Annotated in this window: 13 protein-coding genes; 8 read left to right on the top strand and 5 right to left on the bottom strand. The window is 58.7% G+C overall.

The genetic code is table 11. The annotated features are described in order from the left end of the window. Positions 1–83: 83 nt before the first annotated feature. A complete protein-coding gene (locus RAC79_RS21585) occupies positions 84–1,469 on the bottom strand; it encodes an FAD/NAD(P)-binding protein (protein WP_374997524.1) in 1,386 nt (461 codons plus the stop codon). A gap of 434 nt (positions 1,470–1,903) precedes the next feature. Between RAC79_RS21585 and repA the strand changes: the two genes are divergently transcribed. The 6 genes from repA to RAC79_RS21555 all read left to right on the top strand — a co-directional run bounded on the left by repA (position 1,904) and on the right by RAC79_RS21555 (position 7,864). Further along, positions 1,904–3,118, top strand: a complete 1,215-nt coding sequence (gene repA, locus RAC79_RS21580) for a plasmid partitioning protein RepA (protein WP_026363408.1) — start codon at positions 1,904–1,906, stop codon at positions 3,116–3,118. Next, positions 3,115–4,128 carry a plasmid partitioning protein RepB gene (gene repB / locus RAC79_RS21575; RefSeq protein WP_220319143.1) on the top strand — a complete coding sequence of 338 codons (1,014 nt, stop codon included), beginning with the start codon at positions 3,115–3,117 and terminating at the stop codon, positions 4,126–4,128. Before repA ends, repB begins: the two co-directional genes overlap by 4 nt. A gap of 185 nt (positions 4,129–4,313) precedes the next feature. Then, positions 4,314–5,591: a plasmid replication protein RepC gene (repC, locus tag RAC79_RS21570; RefSeq protein WP_374997523.1), complete on the top strand. Its 1,278-nt coding sequence runs from the start codon at positions 4,314–4,316 to the stop codon at positions 5,589–5,591. Between the two features lie 461 nt (positions 5,592–6,052). Then, complete coding sequence (locus RAC79_RS21565) at positions 6,053–6,265, top strand: hypothetical protein (RefSeq protein ID WP_065656707.1); 213 nt, start codon at positions 6,053–6,055, stop codon at positions 6,263–6,265. A gap of 68 nt (positions 6,266–6,333) precedes the next feature. Further along, on the top strand, positions 6,334–6,618 hold the full coding sequence (locus tag RAC79_RS21560; RefSeq protein ID WP_080858172.1) for a hypothetical protein: 285 nt from the start codon (positions 6,334–6,336) through the stop codon (positions 6,616–6,618). A 46-nt stretch (positions 6,619–6,664) separates the two neighbouring features. Next, positions 6,665–7,864 (top strand): low temperature requirement protein A, encoded by a 1,200-nt coding sequence (locus tag RAC79_RS21555; protein ID WP_174040132.1) that lies wholly within the window; start codon positions 6,665–6,667, stop codon positions 7,862–7,864. A gap of 7 nt (positions 7,865–7,871) precedes the next feature. On the opposite strand, the gene RAC79_RS21550 is transcribed toward RAC79_RS21555, so the two are convergent. Continuing rightward, positions 7,872–9,341 carry a glycosyl transferase family protein gene (locus tag RAC79_RS21550; RefSeq protein ID WP_078052200.1) on the bottom strand — a complete coding sequence of 490 codons (1,470 nt, stop codon included), beginning with the start codon at positions 9,339–9,341 and terminating at the stop codon, positions 7,872–7,874. Between the two features lie 147 nt (positions 9,342–9,488). Here RAC79_RS21550 and RAC79_RS21545 point away from each other — a divergent pair, with 147 nt between their 5' ends. Beyond that, a complete protein-coding gene (locus tag RAC79_RS21545) occupies positions 9,489–11,597 on the top strand; it encodes a TonB-dependent siderophore receptor (RefSeq protein WP_174037135.1) in 2,109 nt (702 codons plus the stop codon). 160 nt (positions 11,598–11,757) lie between these two features. After that, positions 11,758–12,213 (top strand): redox-sensitive transcriptional activator SoxR, encoded by a 456-nt coding sequence (soxR, locus tag RAC79_RS21540; protein ID WP_003519761.1) that lies wholly within the window; start codon positions 11,758–11,760, stop codon positions 12,211–12,213. 30 nt (positions 12,214–12,243) lie between these two features. On the opposite strand, the gene amyA is transcribed toward soxR, so the two are convergent. The 3 genes from amyA to RAC79_RS21525 form a co-directional block, all read right to left on the bottom strand. Further along, positions 12,244–13,731, bottom strand: a complete 1,488-nt coding sequence (gene amyA, locus RAC79_RS21535; RefSeq protein WP_142845584.1) for an alpha-amylase — start codon at positions 13,729–13,731, stop codon at positions 12,244–12,246. 111 nt (positions 13,732–13,842) lie between these two features. Then, a complete protein-coding gene (locus RAC79_RS21530; RefSeq protein WP_142845583.1) occupies positions 13,843–15,576 on the bottom strand; it encodes a biotin carboxylase N-terminal domain-containing protein in 1,734 nt (577 codons plus the stop codon). Further along, entirely contained in the window at positions 15,573–17,189 is a 1,617-nt protein-coding gene (locus RAC79_RS21525) for a 5-oxoprolinase/urea amidolyase family protein (RefSeq protein WP_142845605.1), read from the bottom strand. The genes RAC79_RS21530 and RAC79_RS21525 overlap by 4 nt, the downstream gene beginning before the upstream one ends. Positions 17,190–17,196 lie beyond the last annotated feature (7 nt).

The raw sequence follows: 17,196 nt of genomic DNA, 5'->3' as shown, positions 1-17,196 counted from the left end.
ATTATTCAGAGAACAAGTTTGCCGCGGCTAACCTCTTAGGACAGGTACTAGGCACGTCTGACTGCGGCCGGCCCTTCACCAGCTCATCCCCGTGCGGAAAGCCGATCGCTCGCTGTCACTCTGTCCGTGATCTCTTGCGCGATCTTCTGCGCCTGCACACGAATATCCGGAACGGCGGTAATTTCCCAGAAGCGGCCCGCCGTCAACGCACCGGCGGCGAAAAGACCGGGCCAGCTTCGTCCGTCAGTCCGCAGCAAACGAGACTGGCGATCGACTTCTACACCGAGCCCGAAGGGATCGAGCAAAATAACACCGTCCCCACGCATCGTTTCAAGAAGCCGCGAATGGCCGATGCCGGCCCGCTCCATTCCCGTGCAATTGACGACCCAATCGACCTGCAGTTCCTTCAATATCTGCGTATGCCTGCGGCGGTAACGCACGGCGATCCCCTCCTCCACTTCTTTTATGGAGCGAAGGTAACCCGCATGAATTTCAAGAACACCATCTGAAAGCAACCTCCCGAAAGCGCCAGACACTTCCGGCGCGATACGGTGCCGATGGATGTTCCACCAGGGCAAGGCATGCCGAAGGAACCGGCTGCGTTGCGCAGGTGTAAGACGCTGCCAAAGCAATTGAGTTTGCGGCCGCAAGCCATCCATGACGGTGCGCCATGGCGTCCCATCGCGCACCTGCTTGCGCAGAGAGTGCAGCAACCAGCTAATCTCCGTCGAGCCTTCGGGTAAATTGGGCTCCACGGGCGGTGACGGTGGACTGACATGCGGATGAGGCACCAGACCACGACGGGACAGGACATGGATTGGCCCTTGATGTCCCTTTCCCCTCAGAGTCAAAACCTGATCGATCATCGTCAGGCCCGACCCCAGAATACAGATGCGATCCCCGGCTTTGATTTTGGACAACCATCCCGGCTGCCAGCAGTGGCCAATGATACGTTGCGGCCCCTCTTCTTCCCTTGCGACAGTTTGCACCGGCAAACTCGCAGCGCCGACACCCAGACACAGAACGACATTCTGCGCGCGCAGCTGCTCACCATTTTCCAGCGCAAAAGAAAACCCGCCTGCACCATCCGGCCGACAGGCAGAAGCCTTGGCCCGAACGAAGTCCACCCGGGCCCGTTGCTCCCTGCTTCTGAGCAGGCCGGCCAACCTGTCGCGAAGATAAAGACCGTAATCACCGCGCGAGGCGAACAGAAGGGGATTGTCCGCGATCCCGTTTTCCGCCAACCAGTCGACAAAGTCATCAGGCCTGTCAGGGAAGACACTCATTCGCCCGGCCGGCACATTCAGACGATGATAGGGCAGTTCCGTGCGATAGGCGGTGCCGCGCCCGAAATCCGACTCATCACCGACGATAGCGATAGAGGCTTCCGCGGGCAGTGATGATAGAAGATGGGCAGCGGTACAGATTGCCGAAAAACCCGACCCGACGAGAGCGACATCATAGGACATTCATTCCTCCAACCTGCGACAGCTTGAACAGCCAGACGACGGGTGCCGAACCCAACGATACTCTAGTCAACGAGTAGAGATTAAACAGATGCGAATGTCCACCCTTCACTTTCTGGCGCCGGGATTATCGGAGGCATAGAAGATCAAACCCAAAAGTTAGCCGCGGCAAACTTCCGCAAGGGGGCGGATATTCGGGCACCAAACGACGCGACAATGCCCTTCTTTGTGATCAACAACGAGAAGTTAGCCGCGGCTAACCGTCAAACGGTCACAAAAAGCAAATGTGATTCTTCCACAATGCTTTAGCGGCACTTTCCAACCTGAGAAAAAAGCCTATTGCGCCAAAAAGAGAATCGGCGCTTATATCTCAGTTGCGGAAAAAACCGCCTTTTTCGAAAAAAACCGCTACTGCAATTTCGAGCGAAAGAAGACCGATGACACAGAGTGCCGATTTAAGACGTGCCGCAGGAGCACCCGACCTGACGAGTCTTATACAACAGCATTCGGCTGCGTTGTCAGCCCAATTGCAGGCTCATAATGCAAATACATTTTCACCGCACACCGAAAAGAGCATGCGCCATTTTTCACCGGCGGAAACCGCACGGTTGATCGGCATCGGCGAAGCCTATCTTCGCCAGATCGCCGCTGAGCGTCCGGAGCTCGATGCGGCGCAGGCTTCCGGTCGTCGTTCCTATTCCGTCGAGGATATGGACGAGATCAGAAAATTCCTCGATCAGGGCGCGCGTGGCACACGCCGTTATCTGCCGCACCGCCGTGACGGCGAAGAGTTGCAGGTCATTGCGGTCATGAACTTCAAGGGTGGCTCGGGAAAAACCACGACATCGGCGCATCTGGCGCAATATCTGGCGTTGCGCGGTTACCGGGTGCTTGCCATCGATCTCGATCCGCAGGCCAGTCTGTCCGCTCTCTTCGGTCATCAACCGGAGATCGATGTCGGTCCGAATGAAACGCTTTACGGCGCGATCCGCTACGACGATGAACGCCGACCGATCGCGGAGATCGTTCGTGGTACCTATATTCCCAATCTCCATATCGTTCCGGGCAATCTGGAACTTATGGAATTCGAACACGACACGCCCCGCGCGCTGATGCGTCGCGCACCGGGAGATACCTTGTTTTTTGCCCGCATCGGCCAGGCAATAGCCCAGGCGCAGAACTTCTATGACGTTGTGGTCATCGATTGCCCGCCACAGCTCGGTTATCTGACACTTTCGGCGCTGACGGCTGCCACATCGGTTCTCGTCACCGTTCATCCGCAAATGCTCGATGTGATGTCGATGAACCAGTTCCTTGCCATGACCGGCGATCTTCTCGCTGAAATCGGCAGGGCGGGCGCGCGTTCCGACTACAACTGGATGCGTTACCTGATCACCCGTTTTGAACCGAGCGATGGGCCGCAAAACCAGATGGTCGCGTTTCTGCGCTCGATTTTCGGCGAAAACGTCCTCATCCACCCGATGCTAAAGAGCACGGCCGTCTCGGATGCCGGACTGACCAACCAGACACTTTTCGAAGTGGAAAGAACCCAGTTCACCCGGTCCACCTATGACCGCGCACTGGAAGCCATGAACAACGTAAACGCTGAAATCGAAGGACTGATTAAAAAAGCGTGGGGTAGGGCAGCATGAGCAGAAAACAGATTTTCGCCAATCTCGGTACGCCGGGCGCCGACAGCAACGAGGCTGCCACCGAGCGGTCGCGTCCGCGTATCCGGCCGATCCTCGGTTCTCCTCAACTCGTGACGGATGTTCTGAATTCCCCGGTCGGCATGATCGGCCAGTCGCTCAATGAAGTATCGGAACGCGCCAAGCGCGCAGAAGAGATCGAAAAGCAGCTCGCCGAAGGTCTTACGATCGTTTCGCTCAACCCTGCCGATATCGATCCCTCTTTCATACCGGATCGCATGCCAGCCTCGGAAGAGGCGGATGCGGGTCTGGTCGAGGCCATTCGTGAACAGGGCCAGCAGGTTCCCATTCTGGTGCGCCCGCATCCCGAATTCCCCGGCCGTTATCAGGTCGCCTTCGGCCATCGTCGCCTGCGCGCCGTCTCCAGCCTCAGTATTCCGGTCAAGGCGGTCGTTCGTGATCTCAGCGACGAGCAGCTGGTGGTCGCCCAGGGACAGGAAAATAACGAGCGCCGCGACCTCACCTATATTGAAAAGGCGCGTTTTGCCCAGAAACTGCAAATGCGGTTTCCTCGGGATACGATCATGGCCGCCATGTCGCTGCACAAGGGCGATCTCTCCAACATGCTTTCGGTTGTCGGCCGCATTCCCGAGGATCTGGTCGATCTGATTGGCCCGGCCCCGACTGTCGGCCGTCGTAACTGGATGGATCTTGCCGATCAGCTTTCCTCCTCGCAGGTCAAGGAAGCAGCCCGCGCCTATGTCAAGGACGCATCGATTGCCGCCCTGCCATCGGAAGAACGTTTCAAGTCGCTTCTGGATTTTCTGAAGCCCAAGGCGCAGGCGAAAAAAACCGGCGTCTGGTCATCGCAAACCGGCGGCCGGCTGGCAAAGGTGGTCGAGAGCGACCGCAAGCTGGATATCTCCATCGACAAGAACGAAGCCCCGGAATTTGCCGAGTTCGTTCTCGAACATCTTCAGACGCTGTATGCCGAATACCGGTCCAAGCAGTGATTTTTAACTCGAACGACTAACAGGAGACGCATCACAAAAGAAAAAAGCCCCCGAACGTTGCCGCGCGGAAGCCTTTCTTTGATTTAAGCACCCGAAGAATCTCATTTCCGCGAATCATAGTCAAGAGTCTTGGCATCGAATTTTTCGGTGAGCGATTTTCTTTTGCCTTGTGAAAGGTGAAAGACATGGACAGCACATGTGTAACGACGCCCTTTGGGCGGCGAGCGATGTCGTTTGGCGTCCTCGCAACCCAGTTTGCCGCGCAGAAAAACAAGAAAATCGAAGCGGTCGATAAATGGAAACTCTATCGTTCGGTCTGCGAAGCCAGGCCATTGCTCGGCGTGACTGATCGCTCGCTCGCGGTTCTGAACGCGCTTTTGAGTTTTTATCCGAAGAACGAGCTTTCCAGCGAAGCCGGATTGGTCGTCTTCCCGTCGAATACGCAATTGTCACTCAGGGCCCATGGCATGGCCGAGCAGACATTGCGCCGGCATCTTTCGGCTCTTGTCGAGGCCGGTCTTATCATTCGCAAGGACAGCCCGAACGGAAAACGATACGCGCGCAAGCATAGGGGAGGGGAAATCAGCGAGGCTTACGGTTTTTCGCTGGCGCCGCTTCTTGCCCGCAAAGCGGAAATCGAGGAACTGGCCGAACGCATCGTCAGCGAGCGGCTCGATCTTCAGCGGCTTCGTGAAAATATCAGCCTTTGCCGCCGCGATATCCAGAAACTCTGCGAGATGATTGCCGCAAGCGGAGAAGTCGAAACCTTCGAAGGGTTTCAGACCCGCTACAATGCCATTGCCCGCTCTCTCGGCCGCAATTCCAAGCCTGCGGAGCTTCGGGAAATCGCCGGATTTTTGGCCTCTTTGCGCGCGGAAGTGACCAACTATCTGGAAAATATTGAAAAATCGGAAAAAACGGGCGGCAATGACTGCCAAAATGAGCGCCTCATAAAGAATTCAGAATCCGAATCCATATCTGAACGGCAAGATTTGTGCGAACCGGCAACCGTTGCACCTGCCAGCACAGCAAGCACCCAGCCGGCATATGTGGCGCCCGTCAGTGCAAAAGCTTCGCCGCAGTCAGCAAAGCCTGTTTTTCATAAGCAATTTTTTGTTCCTGATATTGTTTTGGTTTTGAAGGCTTGCCCGGATATCTCGCTCTATGCCCCAGGCGGAGCGGTTACCGGATGGCGCGATCTTGAAGTGGCGACATCCGTCATCAAAACAATGTTCAACATCAGCCAGTCAGCGTATCAGGATGCCCTCCTCACATTCGGCCGACAGGGAACGGCAGCCATTCTCGCATGCCTTTTGCAGAAAGCGGACCAGATAAGCTCGCTCGGCGGATATCTGCGTAATCTGACCCGTAAGGCGCAGGAAGGCGGCTTCGATGTGCAGACAATGCTTCTGGCGCAGTTGCGAGGGCGTAAGGACACCATGGAGGCGAACATGCTTTCGTGAGTTCTCACGGGCCGCGGGAAATGGTCATCGCTTGCGGAAAAAGCAGACGGAAGTTACATTAACGCCGTTTCCGCAAGTAGAAAGAGATTCGCATGAGGGTGCTGTAGCAACAGTGCAGCCTGTGGATTTCTATGGTTAATGCAAAGTAATGAAAACTAAGTTCTGTTTAGCTTTCGTTTGCGTTTTTCCGTGATTGGTTTCAATCGCTTGAGTCGAGGGTGTTTTTCGTCGAAATTGCGACGAGAGGAGCGGAAAGCGCAATTTGTCTGCGCAGAGCACCTGGCAAAACAGGCATGTGGTACTGAATAGAAGTGCATACGCGGGCGCCACAAAACCACGATATGGCCCGTCGGAAGTAAATGCACTGTCGACAGACAAAGCCCCGCGCCGAGGGCGGCGAAGTTGAACTTTCTGCAAGGTCCTGCGTTTGGGCTTGATTGCTTGAACGGATGGCTGAGCTGATGAATTTTCCGGATGACATGGAACTGGCCGTCGCCCTCTACATGGCGGATAACGCCTTGCCGCGGGAAAGGGCTATCGAAAAGCTCCTGAGAGCGGAGCTCGAAAACACTGGCCATCTGCCCGGTGGTGAAGGTCGACCGCCGGAGATTGTCGGTGGGCAACCGAGCGCCGACTATGTTCAATATAGCTCCTACCTTGATGGGGATCGCTGACGAGCGGCGGAACCAAAGCGGGCGAGGGCTGTTTATGGCGCAACTAACTGTGCCAGGATATGCGCCCCATGTTTCCCAGATCATTTATTATCTCAGCCGCACTCACCGCGATGACGAGCCTGCCTGCAATTGCCCAGCCTCTCGAGGTCAGCACGCTTGCGGTTTCCAGCGCCGACAGCATTCCACTTTCGCCCAAGGCTGTGACCCCGAACTACATTACCGACGTCTCTGGGAAGAAAGTCCGTCTGGTTGGGCCGCGCTTTTATCCCGACAATGCGCGGGCGCTGGAGTTTCCCGGCCGAAGGTCGAACCCGGTTGTATCGGGGAGCGAAGAGGCTTTATCGCAACGGTGAGGGGGCGTGGTGAGAAGACCGGTCGAAATCTTGCGGCGGAGGTGGAATGAGAACCGGGGGTGAGCTTCAACGACGCAAAGCGGATGCGGAAAGCTGGATAAGGCAGGAGGGCCAGGACGCCGGCAAAGCCAGTTTCCCCGAACTGTTCTTCGATCTGGTCTTTGTTTTCGCGCTGATCCAGCTCTCCCACGCGCTGGCCAAGGATTTTGGGCCGACGGCTGCGCTTGAGGCTGGCATCCTGATATTGTCGCTCTGGTGGCTGTGGATACACACCACCTGGATCACAAACCTGCTGAACACGGAAAAGGAGCCAGTCAGGATCCTGCTGTTCGTGCTGATGTTCGGCGGCGTTCTGCTGGCCATCGCGCTGCCGGAGGCTTTTGCGGAACAGGGCCTTGTCTTCGCCCTGATCTACAGCGTGATGCAGGTCGGTCGAAGCCTGTTCGCCCTCTATGCGTTCAGGGGTGAAGACCGGCAGTCTTATCTGGTCTTCGTGCGCGTGACGATCTGGCTCGTGGTATCGAGCCTGTTCTGGCTGGCCGGTGGGCTTGTCGATCTGGCGGATCGCATTCTCCTGTGGGGCATCGCACTTGCAATTGAATATGCCGGCCCCGCCTGCCGTTATGTCGTGCCGGGCGTAGCCTCGAGCGACGAGGACAGGCTGCATCTTTCCGGCGAGCATCTGGCGGAGCGATGTGCGCTCTTCGTCATCATCTGCCTTGGCGAAACGATCCTGACCACGGGACGCACGGCCACCGAATATATGAATTCGGGCCTGACGTTCATCGTCTTCTGCTCCGCTTTCGTCAGTACCGTGGCGATGTGGTGGATTTATTTCCATCACGGGCAGGAGGAGGCGTCGAGAAAAGCCGAGAATGCCGAAGAAAAGGCGAAGATCGCCCATAATCTTTTTAACTACGGGCATTTGCCCATCGTGGCCGGTATCATCCTGACGGCGGTGGGTGAGGATTTCAGCCTCTCCCATGCGCGGGATGGCGCAACGATGCGCGAGGCGCTTGCCATTCTCGGCGGTCCGGTCCTGTTTCTGGCCGGCAATATCGGCGTCAAGATCGCCGTCGCCTATCAGCGCCCGGTTTCGCATTTTGCCGGCGTGGCGGCGCTCTGCCTGCTTTTGCCGGTGCCGGGTATTCCGCTTTTCGTGCTGCAACTGGTGAGCACGGCAATTCTTCTGCTTGTCGCCCTTTGGGAATATCTGGCGCTGAAAAGGGCGGTCGCCAATGCCTGATCGCTGATCAGGCGTTGACCAGATTGCGCGCCCTGTCGTTCCAGAGCCGAAGGCTGCGGGCATAGGCTTCCTCGAAGGGCAGCGCCATATCGTTGACCAGCATCAGCGCGATGGCTGCCGTCGAGATGATAATGGTTTCTGCCCTTTCGTCCCTTGCGGCGCCCGTCCAGACCGCCCGCCAATATTCGAAGGTTGTGAACATGGTCGGCATTTCGGCGGGCGGCGTTTCGCGTGCGGGAACGATGAATTCCACATCCCTGCCCTTCGAAAGACCGAAAATCCGGGTGCTGCGAAACGGCGTGAATTGCGCGAAATCCCGCGTATTGCCGAGAATGGCGAGGTTTTCCACCGAAAGCAGTCGCGCGGTGTCCCGATGAAGTTCCTGATAGGACGGGCGGGCGACGCCGATGATCGTGCTTCTGGCGCGAAGCGGATTGAGAAGATGCACGACCGTGTTGAGCGGCAGGCGCATCTCCAGAATGCCGTACAGGCCGAGCAGGCTTTGAAACTGCTGGGACAGACCACCGATCGGCAGGTAGGCGATGCGTTCCGAGGCTGTGGCTTTCGCCGCCTGCGAAAGCGAGTGGCAAAGGGGAATGCCGCAGGCCTGTGCTGCAAGTTCAAGCTTGCCGCCGTTTTCTCCCTGCCCCACATGCCCGTGCAGCAGGACGCTGTATCCCGCCATGGCGACAAGACGCGCGGAATGGAGGAACCACGGCGCATCGCGATGTTTCGGCGACATATAAGCGGGCCAGTCGAGATCCGCCGATGCAGGAGCTTGCTGGTCCCTCTCTATATGTCGCCACATGGCTTCGATGAAACCGGCAAGCTCCGCCGCGGTCACTCCGCGATAATTCATGGTGGCGAGCAGCGCGCCTATCTGTATAGGGTCGGCATCGCCGTCGAGAATGATCGAGAGCGCATCCATCGCTTCCACCTGGCTGAGCGGGCGGCTGTTGCCGATGCCCATCGCGCAGGTTGCGATATATTTGGCAAGCCTCTGCTGCGGATCGGCATTGTGGCCGATGCGCGCAAGACGGTCGGCGATGTTTTCCGGTGTTGGCTGACCTTCCAGAAGAACGCTGGGGCGAAGCGAAAGCGGCGGCGCCTTCATCAGCACGGGCCGCTCCCAGCCGCTTGCACTGGCGTTGGCCGGGGCGGCGGGTTTTTCCTGCGAATAGTCGATAAGGTTCTCGGCCTCCGCCGCCAGCGAACGAATGCGCAGCCGCATGTTTTCGGCAAAGGGGGTGGGACGCAGGCCTTGACCGGTGCGCAGAAAAAGCTGATCGCCATATCTTTCGCGCAGCTGCTGCAAGATGCGGCTCATGGAAGATGTCGGCAGTCCCATGCCCGCCGCCGCGCGGCTGACGCTGCCTTCCCGCAACAACGCATCGAAAGCGACAAGTAGTTTCAGCTGCCCAAGCCTGTCGGGCCTTGTCGTGGAAGCTGGTTCATCTTTTCTCTTGCCGGTTGTCATCTTGCGATTTTTTTACTCCACCGCTTGTCCGGGGAGCCCTTTTTGCAATTTCTGGAATTTAGAACTGTTCGAAAACAAACGCGTTGCGCCCGCACTCCCTCCTAAATAAGTGGGGTTAAATTCTCAAGTTAAATGCGGGGGCATAACATGGAATTGAAGTACCGCGGCCGCGAAAAGTCCGCGACGGTAATAAAGGCCGGTCTTTCGGCAGCAATGGCGGGAACGGCCCTTAGCATTGCTCTGCCCGTTTTTGCGCAGCAGGCGTCTGAGGGGAACACGGTTCTTCAGCAGATCGTCGTCACCGCATCCGGTTTCGAGCAGAATGTGAAGGACGCTCCGGCCAGCATCACGGTTGTGACGCGGGAAGATCTGGAAAAGGGGTCCTATCGCGATCTGACCGATGCCCTGCGGGAAGTTCAGGGCGTATCCGTCACCGGCATTGCTAATGAAAAGGATATTTTCATTCGCGGTCTGCCCGGTGCTTACACGCTGGTTCTGGTTGACGGCAAGCGGCAGAGCACGCGCGATGCCCGCACCAACGGCAATTCCGGTTTCGAACAGAGTTTCGTGCCGCCGGTTTCGGCGATCGAGCGCATCGAAGTGGTGCGCGGGCCGATGTCCTCGCTTTATGGTTCGGATGCCATGGGCGGTGTCATCAACATCATCACCCGCAAGGTCGGCGATGTCTGGTCAGGTTCCGTCACCACCGAAGGCACGGTTCAGCAGCATTCCAAATTCGGCAATAGCGGCCAGGTCTCCTGGTACGCTAACGGACCGATCCTGAAGGACCAGCTCGGTCTGCAGCTCTGGGGCAGGGGTTTCACACGCGGCGAAGACCGTATTCTGAGCGGCACCACGGGCGCCAAGGAATATGATTTCAACGGTCGTCTGACGTTTACGCCGAACGAGGATCACGACATCTATCTCGAAGGCGGCAAGACGCGGCTGCGGCGCAGCGCCGAGCCCGGCGACACGCTGGCGGCAACCGACGCCAACGGCACCTACAATACCAACACGCGCGACCATTGGTCATTGTCGCATACCGGCCGCTGGGGGCCGACCACATCCGAATTCTCGTTCCAGCAGGAATGGGCGGAGCGTACCAACTTCACCAGAAATATCCGCACCGGCCGCGTGACAGAAAACCCGCGCTCGCCGGAAGTGCGCAACACCGTTCTCGATGGCAAGTTCACGACGCCGTTCGAATTGTTCGGCAACCACACGCTGGTCACAGGCGGACAATATTTCGAGGCGCGGCTGACCGACCAGAACCCGGGACGCCGCACCGGCCGCGACGAGACATTTTCGGCGACGCAATGGGCGCTCTTCCTTGAGGATGAATGGCGCATTGTCGATAATTTTGCGCTGACGGGCGGTCTTCGTCTCGATAATCACGAGAAATACGGCAATCATTTCAGCCCGCGCCTTTATGGCGTCTGGAGCGCGACCGAGGAACTGACCATCAAGGGCGGCATCTCTACCGGTTTCCGCGCCCCGGAAATCCGCCAGATCGCACCGGGTTACGCCTATACGACGGGTGGTGGCGGTTGCACCTATGGCCCGAGCGGCACCTGCGGCGTGATCATCGGCGATCCCAACCTCGAGGCGGAAAAGAGCACGAGCTATGAAGTGGCCGCGCTTTGGGACAATGGCGACGTCGCTCTCGGCGCTACCTATTTCTACACCGATTTCAAGGACAAGATTTCCAACGCGCTGGTGCTCAATCCGGATGGAACACCGGCCCGCTGGAGCGAAGACCGCAACTATCGTCTCTGGTATAATTACAACATCGACGATGCGGTCATTCAGGGCGTGGAACTGACGGCGACATGGTATGCGACGCCGGACCTGACGCTGCGCGGCAACTATACTTATACCCATTCCGAACAGAAAACCGGCGATTATGAAGGTTTCCCGCTGGCGCGCACGCCGGAACATATGGCCAATCTGCGCGGCGACTGGGTGACCCCAATCGACGGTCTGGAAGCCTGGGCCTCGCTGAACTACCACGGGTCGGAAATCAATGCCGGCCCGCGCATCGGCACCAACGGCACGCCTGTGACGATCAACGGCAAGGCCGGGCGTAAATATGACGCCTACACGACCCTCGATATCGGCGCGAAATATGCGGTTGCCGAAAATGTCGACCTCAATGCCGCCATTTACAATGTCTTCGACAAGGATGTCGGCACCGACGATTTCAACACCGTCATGGAAGGCCGCCGTTTCTGGATCAGCATGACAGCGAAGTTCTGATCCGTGGCCACATTCACGAAATTTGAAGGCGCCTTTGGGCGCCTCTTTTTTTTGGGCTATCGCCTATTGACCTCAACTATGGTTGAGGAATTATACCGGCTGCTCTTTACTATGTTTCCGCGTTTTCCGAGCGGAAATCGTTACGGAAGCAGGAGCCAGAATGGAAAATACCGTATTCAAGCACAGCCTGACGGTTGGGGAGGTTGCCCGCCGCAGCGGCATCGCCGTGTCCACCATCCATTTTTACGAGGCGAAGGGGCTGATTGAAGGTTGGCGAACCGCCGGTAACCAGCGTCGTTATCATCGCGCCGTCCTGCGGCGTATCGCCATCATCCGCATCGCGCAGCGGGCGGGTATACAGCTCAGCATCATCAGGGATGCGATGGCCGATCTGCCGCAGGATCGGGTGGCAACGACGGCCGATTGGCGCAGGTTTTCCCAATCCTGGCGGGAAATGCTGCAGCTTCGCATCAACAGCCTTATCATGCTGCGCGATCAGCTGACCGGCTGTATCGGTTGCGGGTGTCTTTCGCTGGATGATTGTCCGTTGCGCAATCCGAACGATGTTCTGGCCGATGACGGCGCAGGTCCGCGCCGCCTCGTTTCTGCGGAATGAACGGGATTTCCGAACCGGAAAGCTTGTTTCTCACTCGGAATCGGTGGCAACCCAGACGCTGACGCTGCCGCCATTGGTGGGAAAGACGCCCTTGCCACTCTCATCGAGGGTAATCCGTTCTTCACGGTGCCCGAGAAAGTCATGCCAGACCGCCCCGGCGTGATCGGGACCGAGATCGATCTGCTTTTCCGCCGGCTCGCCATTCGACATCACCACCACGCAGCCCGGCGCATCGGCGGCGCCGTGGCGAATAAAGGCGATGCAGCTTGCATCGTCGAGAATATCCGTCTGGGCTCCGTTGGCGAAACGGCTGCGGGCCTCGATGAGTTTCGGCAGGCATTCAATGGCGGGCATATCGATTTTATACTCGTTGCCGTCATTGCCGGTGTCGGTATAGCTCGTGCCGAACAGATCGGGATAAAAGACGCAGGGCACACCCTCTTCGCGCAGCAGGATGATCGCATAGGCAAGAGGCTTGAACCAGGGCTCCACCGGCGCTTCCAGCGATTGCAGCGGCTGCGTGTCGTGATTGTCGACCAGCGTGACGGCATGGTCGGGAACGGCGGAAACAAGCGAACCATCGAAGATGCTGCGCATATCGAAATCGCCGCCCTGTTTCGAGGCATCGTGGAAGCTGTGGTGAAGGGCGACATCGAAAAGCATCAGCTGCTTGTCGACGAGTTCCAGATAGCTTTTCAACGCCTCGAGATCGGGGTGCCAATATTCCGCCACGACGAAAAGATCGGGATCGACCGTTTCGCGCATATGGCCGACCCAGTCGCGGAAGAACCAGGCCGGAATATGTTTGGCGGCATCGAGGCGGAAGCCATCGACCTGCACCTGCTCGGAGAGCCAGCGGCCCCAATATTTGAGCTCTTCGTAAACCGCCCGGTTCCTGAACTCGACATCGGCACCCATCAGATAATCGAAATTGCCGTTTTCCTGATCGACTTCCTCATTCCATTCCCCATCGCCATACTCATTGACGAGGCGGAAAATGCCGTCTTCGGTCGGCTCTTCGATATGATCGACACCGCTGAAGCACTTCAAATCCCAGATGAATTTGGAGTGTTTGCCGTTGCGGCCGGGAAAGGTGAAGCGGGTAAAGGCCAGCGCCTGAAAGTCTTCATCGTCGATTTCGGTACGGTCTTCGGGATTGACGCGGCGAACCCGTACCTTTTCCTTTTCATCCGCACCCATCTTGTGATTGAGAACCACGTCATGAATGACGCGGATGCCGTTTTCCTTCAGCGTCCGGCCCGCATGTTCGAGGGCGGCGCGATCGCCATATTTGGTGGCGACGGTGCCCTTCTGGTCGAATTCACCGAGGTCGAAGAGATCGTAGGTATCGTAACCGACCGAATAACCGCCCGCAGCACCCTTATAGGCGGGTGGCAGCCAGATATCGGTGATGCCCATTTTGGCAAGGCTTGTCGCCTTTTCGGCCACCTCGCTCCATAATTTCCCTCCGTCCGGATAATACCAATGGAAGAACTGAAGCAAGGTGCGTCCGGCCATATTTCCCTCACAGTCGTTAGCAGGTCGCGCCATAAACGGCCCGGCGGCGAAAGGGTTCCGCCGCCAGCCATGCGCGATCTGCAATTGTGAGGCCGGTGGCCTGTCCGTATATTAGCCGGCTATCTCGAGAAGGGCTGCGCCCGCCTGCAGATAGTCGCCTTCCTTGACAATGAGGCGAACTTTGCCGGCCTTGGTGGCGATAATCTGCGTCTCCATCTTCATGGCTTCCATGACGGCCAGAAGATCGCCTTGCGACACCGCATCACCGTCTTTTACCTTGAAGGACTGCAGGGTGCCGGAAACCGGGGCGGTGATTTCGCCCTCCTTTTCCTTGGGGCCGGCGGTGCCGTGAACAATCGCGCCGCCGCCGCTAACCGCACCGAGGCTGGAGAGCAGCAGGCTGGGCAGACCGACCGATACACGCTTGCCGTCGATTTCCAGAAAAGTGCGGGTGACGGAAGGGTCGTCGGCCGGTGCCGGGCGCTCCATGGCATCCGGCATGGCGGCGAAATCGGTCTCGATCCAGCGGGTGTGAACCTTGAAACCGTCCGTGCCGATGAAGTCTTCGGTTTCGATTGCGGCCCGATGGAAGGGCAGCACCGTGGCGATGCCTTCGATACGGAATTCTTTGAGCGCGCGGCGGGCGCGGCGCAGAACCTGATCGCGGTCGGCACCCGTGACGATCAGCTTCGCCATCAGCGAGTCGAACACACCCGGCACGCTGGAGCCGCTGACGACGCCACTATCCACGCGAATGCCGGGACCGGAAGGGGCGTCGAAAACCGAGATCGACCCGGGGGTCGGCAGGAAGCCCCGGCCGGGGTCTTCGGCATTGATGCGGAATTCCATCGAATGTCCACGCGGTTCCGGCGTTTCGAGGACCCGCAGCTTATGGCCTTCGGCGATACGGAACTGTTCGATGACGAGATCGATACCGGTGGTTTCTTCGGTAACGGGATGTTCCACCTGCAGGCGCGTATTGACCTCGAGGAAGGAAATCGTGCCATCGACGCCGAGCAGGAATTCGACGGTGCCGGCGCCGGAATAACCTGCAGCGGCGCAGATAGCTTTTGCAGCCGCATGGATTTTCTGCCGCTGTTCGGCGGAGAGGAACGGGGCAGGAGCCTCTTCGATCAGCTTCTGGTTCCGGCGCTGCAACGAACAATCGCGGGTGCCAAGGATGAGCACATTGCCATGCTTGTCGGCCAGAACCTGCGCCTCGATATGGCGCGGCCGGTCGAGGAAGCGCTCAAGGAAACACTCGCCGCGGCCAAAGGCGGCCGTTGCCTCGCGCACGGCGGATTCGTAGAGATCGGCGATCTCTTCCATCTTCCACGCAACCTTCAGACCGCGACCGCCGCCGCCATGGGCCGCCTTGACGGCGACGGGCAGGCCGTGTTCTTCGGCGAAGGCCGTGACTTCGGCAGCGGAAGAAACCGGGCCGTCACTGCCGGCGACCAGCGGTGCGCCGACGCCGGTGGCAATGCGCCGTGCCTCTACCTTGTCGCCCAGTGCCTCGATGACATGCGGGTCGGGGCCGATCCAGATGAGGCCGGCATCGAGAACGGCACGCGCAAATTCGGCGCGTTCGGACAGGAAACCGTAACCGGGATGAATGGCATCCGCACCGGCGCGTTGGGCAATCGCAATCAGCTTGGCGATATCGAGATAGGTCTCGGCGAGACGCACGCCCTCCAGCGCATAGGCCTCATCCGCCAGCCGGGCGAAGAGCGCATCCTGATCGGGATCGGCATAAACGGCGACCGATTGCACGCCGTAATCGCGACATGCGCGGATGATGCGGACCGCGATCTCGCCGCGATTGGCAATCAGCACTTTTTTCATCGCTCTTCTCCTCGGAATTCTGTGTTCTTGGCCGCGATTTCGGCGAAGGGGCCGATTGGGTGGAATTTGATTTTGGCGTTGACGGGGATTTGTCCCGCAAGATCGAGATGATATTCGGCGACCGCGCCGATGACGGGATAACCGCCGGTTAGCGGATGGTCGGCAAGGAAGAGAACCGGCTGGCCGCTATGGGGAATCTGGATCGCCCCTGTCGCCGTGCCTTCGCTCGGCAATTCGGCGCTGTCCTTGCGCTCCACCGGCACGTCGCCGGCAAGGCGGATGCCAACGCGGTTCGATTGCGGCGTGACCTGCCAGAGCTGGCCGGTCAGCGTCTCGACGCCCTTCTGCGTGAACCAGTCGGTGCGGGGGCCGAGAACGACGTCCAGCGTGACGACCTCGCCCATTGCCGGCGCTTCGAAGGCCGGAACCTCGTCGATCGATACGCTGGAAAGGCCGGTCTTTTCGCCTTTGAGGGAAAGGATGGCGCCTGTACCCACCGGCTCTGGGCCGACGACAGCCAGCGTATCCGTTGCGAAACTGCCGAGCACCGGCTCGACATCGAAGCCGCCGCGCACCGCAAGATAACAGCGCATGCCCTTTGGCGGCTGGCCGAAAGTGACCACATCACCGGGTTCGAGCGGCACCGGGCCATGGGTCTTTGCCGCGAAGCTGCGATCTGCCGTGGTGATGGTGACGGGGCAGGGGGCGCCTGCAATGCCGATGACGGCGCGGCTCGTGCTTTTAAAGGAAAATCCACCGAGCGTCAGTTCGAGACAGGGCGTGTTGACGGGGTTACCAACGATGCGGTTTGCGGCATTGAACGCGCCACGATCCAGTGCGCCGGAGGCCGAAACGCCCTGTCCGGTCTGGCCGAAGCGGCCGAGATCCTGAAAGATGGCGGGCATGGGGGCTGCGAGCACCTCGAAATGCGGGCCTGCTTTTGCCTGGTCTTTCCCGGCGCTGCGCGGTTCCGAGACGGGGATGTCGACCGTTTTGCCGGCCTTGTCCATGTCGAAGAAACGCACGCGGTAACCCGGCTGGAAAAGCGCGCCGGGATCGCGGTCTATATCCCACATCTTCACCGGCGTGGTGCCGATGATCTGCCAGCCGCCGGGGCTGTTTTGCGGGTAGACGCCGCTGAAGGCGCCGGCCAGCGCCACCGAACCTGCCGGAATGCGGGTGCGCGGGCTTTGCCGGCGTGGCACATGCAGCGCCGGATCGCCGCCGACCAGATAACCGAAGCCGGGAGCGAACCCGCAAAAGGCCACAGTGAATTCGCTTTCGGTGTGGCGGCGGATGACCTCTTCGATGCTCATGCCGGTCAGTTCGGCAACATCGGCAAGGTCCTCACCATTATAGTGGACGGGGATTTCCACGAGATTGTCCGAAGGCGCGATTTTTGCCGAGAGATCGCGGCTTGCCAGTCGCGCGACCAGCGCTTCGGCACCGATCTTCTCAGGGCGAAAGCGGATCATCAGGGTGCGGGCAGCCGGCACGGTCTCTTCGATACCTTCGACCGGATTGTTCTGAAGTGAGGCGAAAAGCGCCAGCGTTTCATCGAGATCGGCAAGTTCGACAAGAATGGTGGTGAGGCTGACGGGGAGAAAACGCATCATGTCC

Source organism: Agrobacterium sp. LR_9 (assembly GCF_041954855.1).
In the GTDB taxonomy this organism is placed as follows: domain Bacteria; phylum Pseudomonadota; class Alphaproteobacteria; order Rhizobiales; family Rhizobiaceae; genus Agrobacterium; species Agrobacterium leguminum.
The sequence above is the reverse complement of the archived record's forward strand: the minus strand, read 5'-3'. Positions and strand labels throughout refer to the sequence as shown.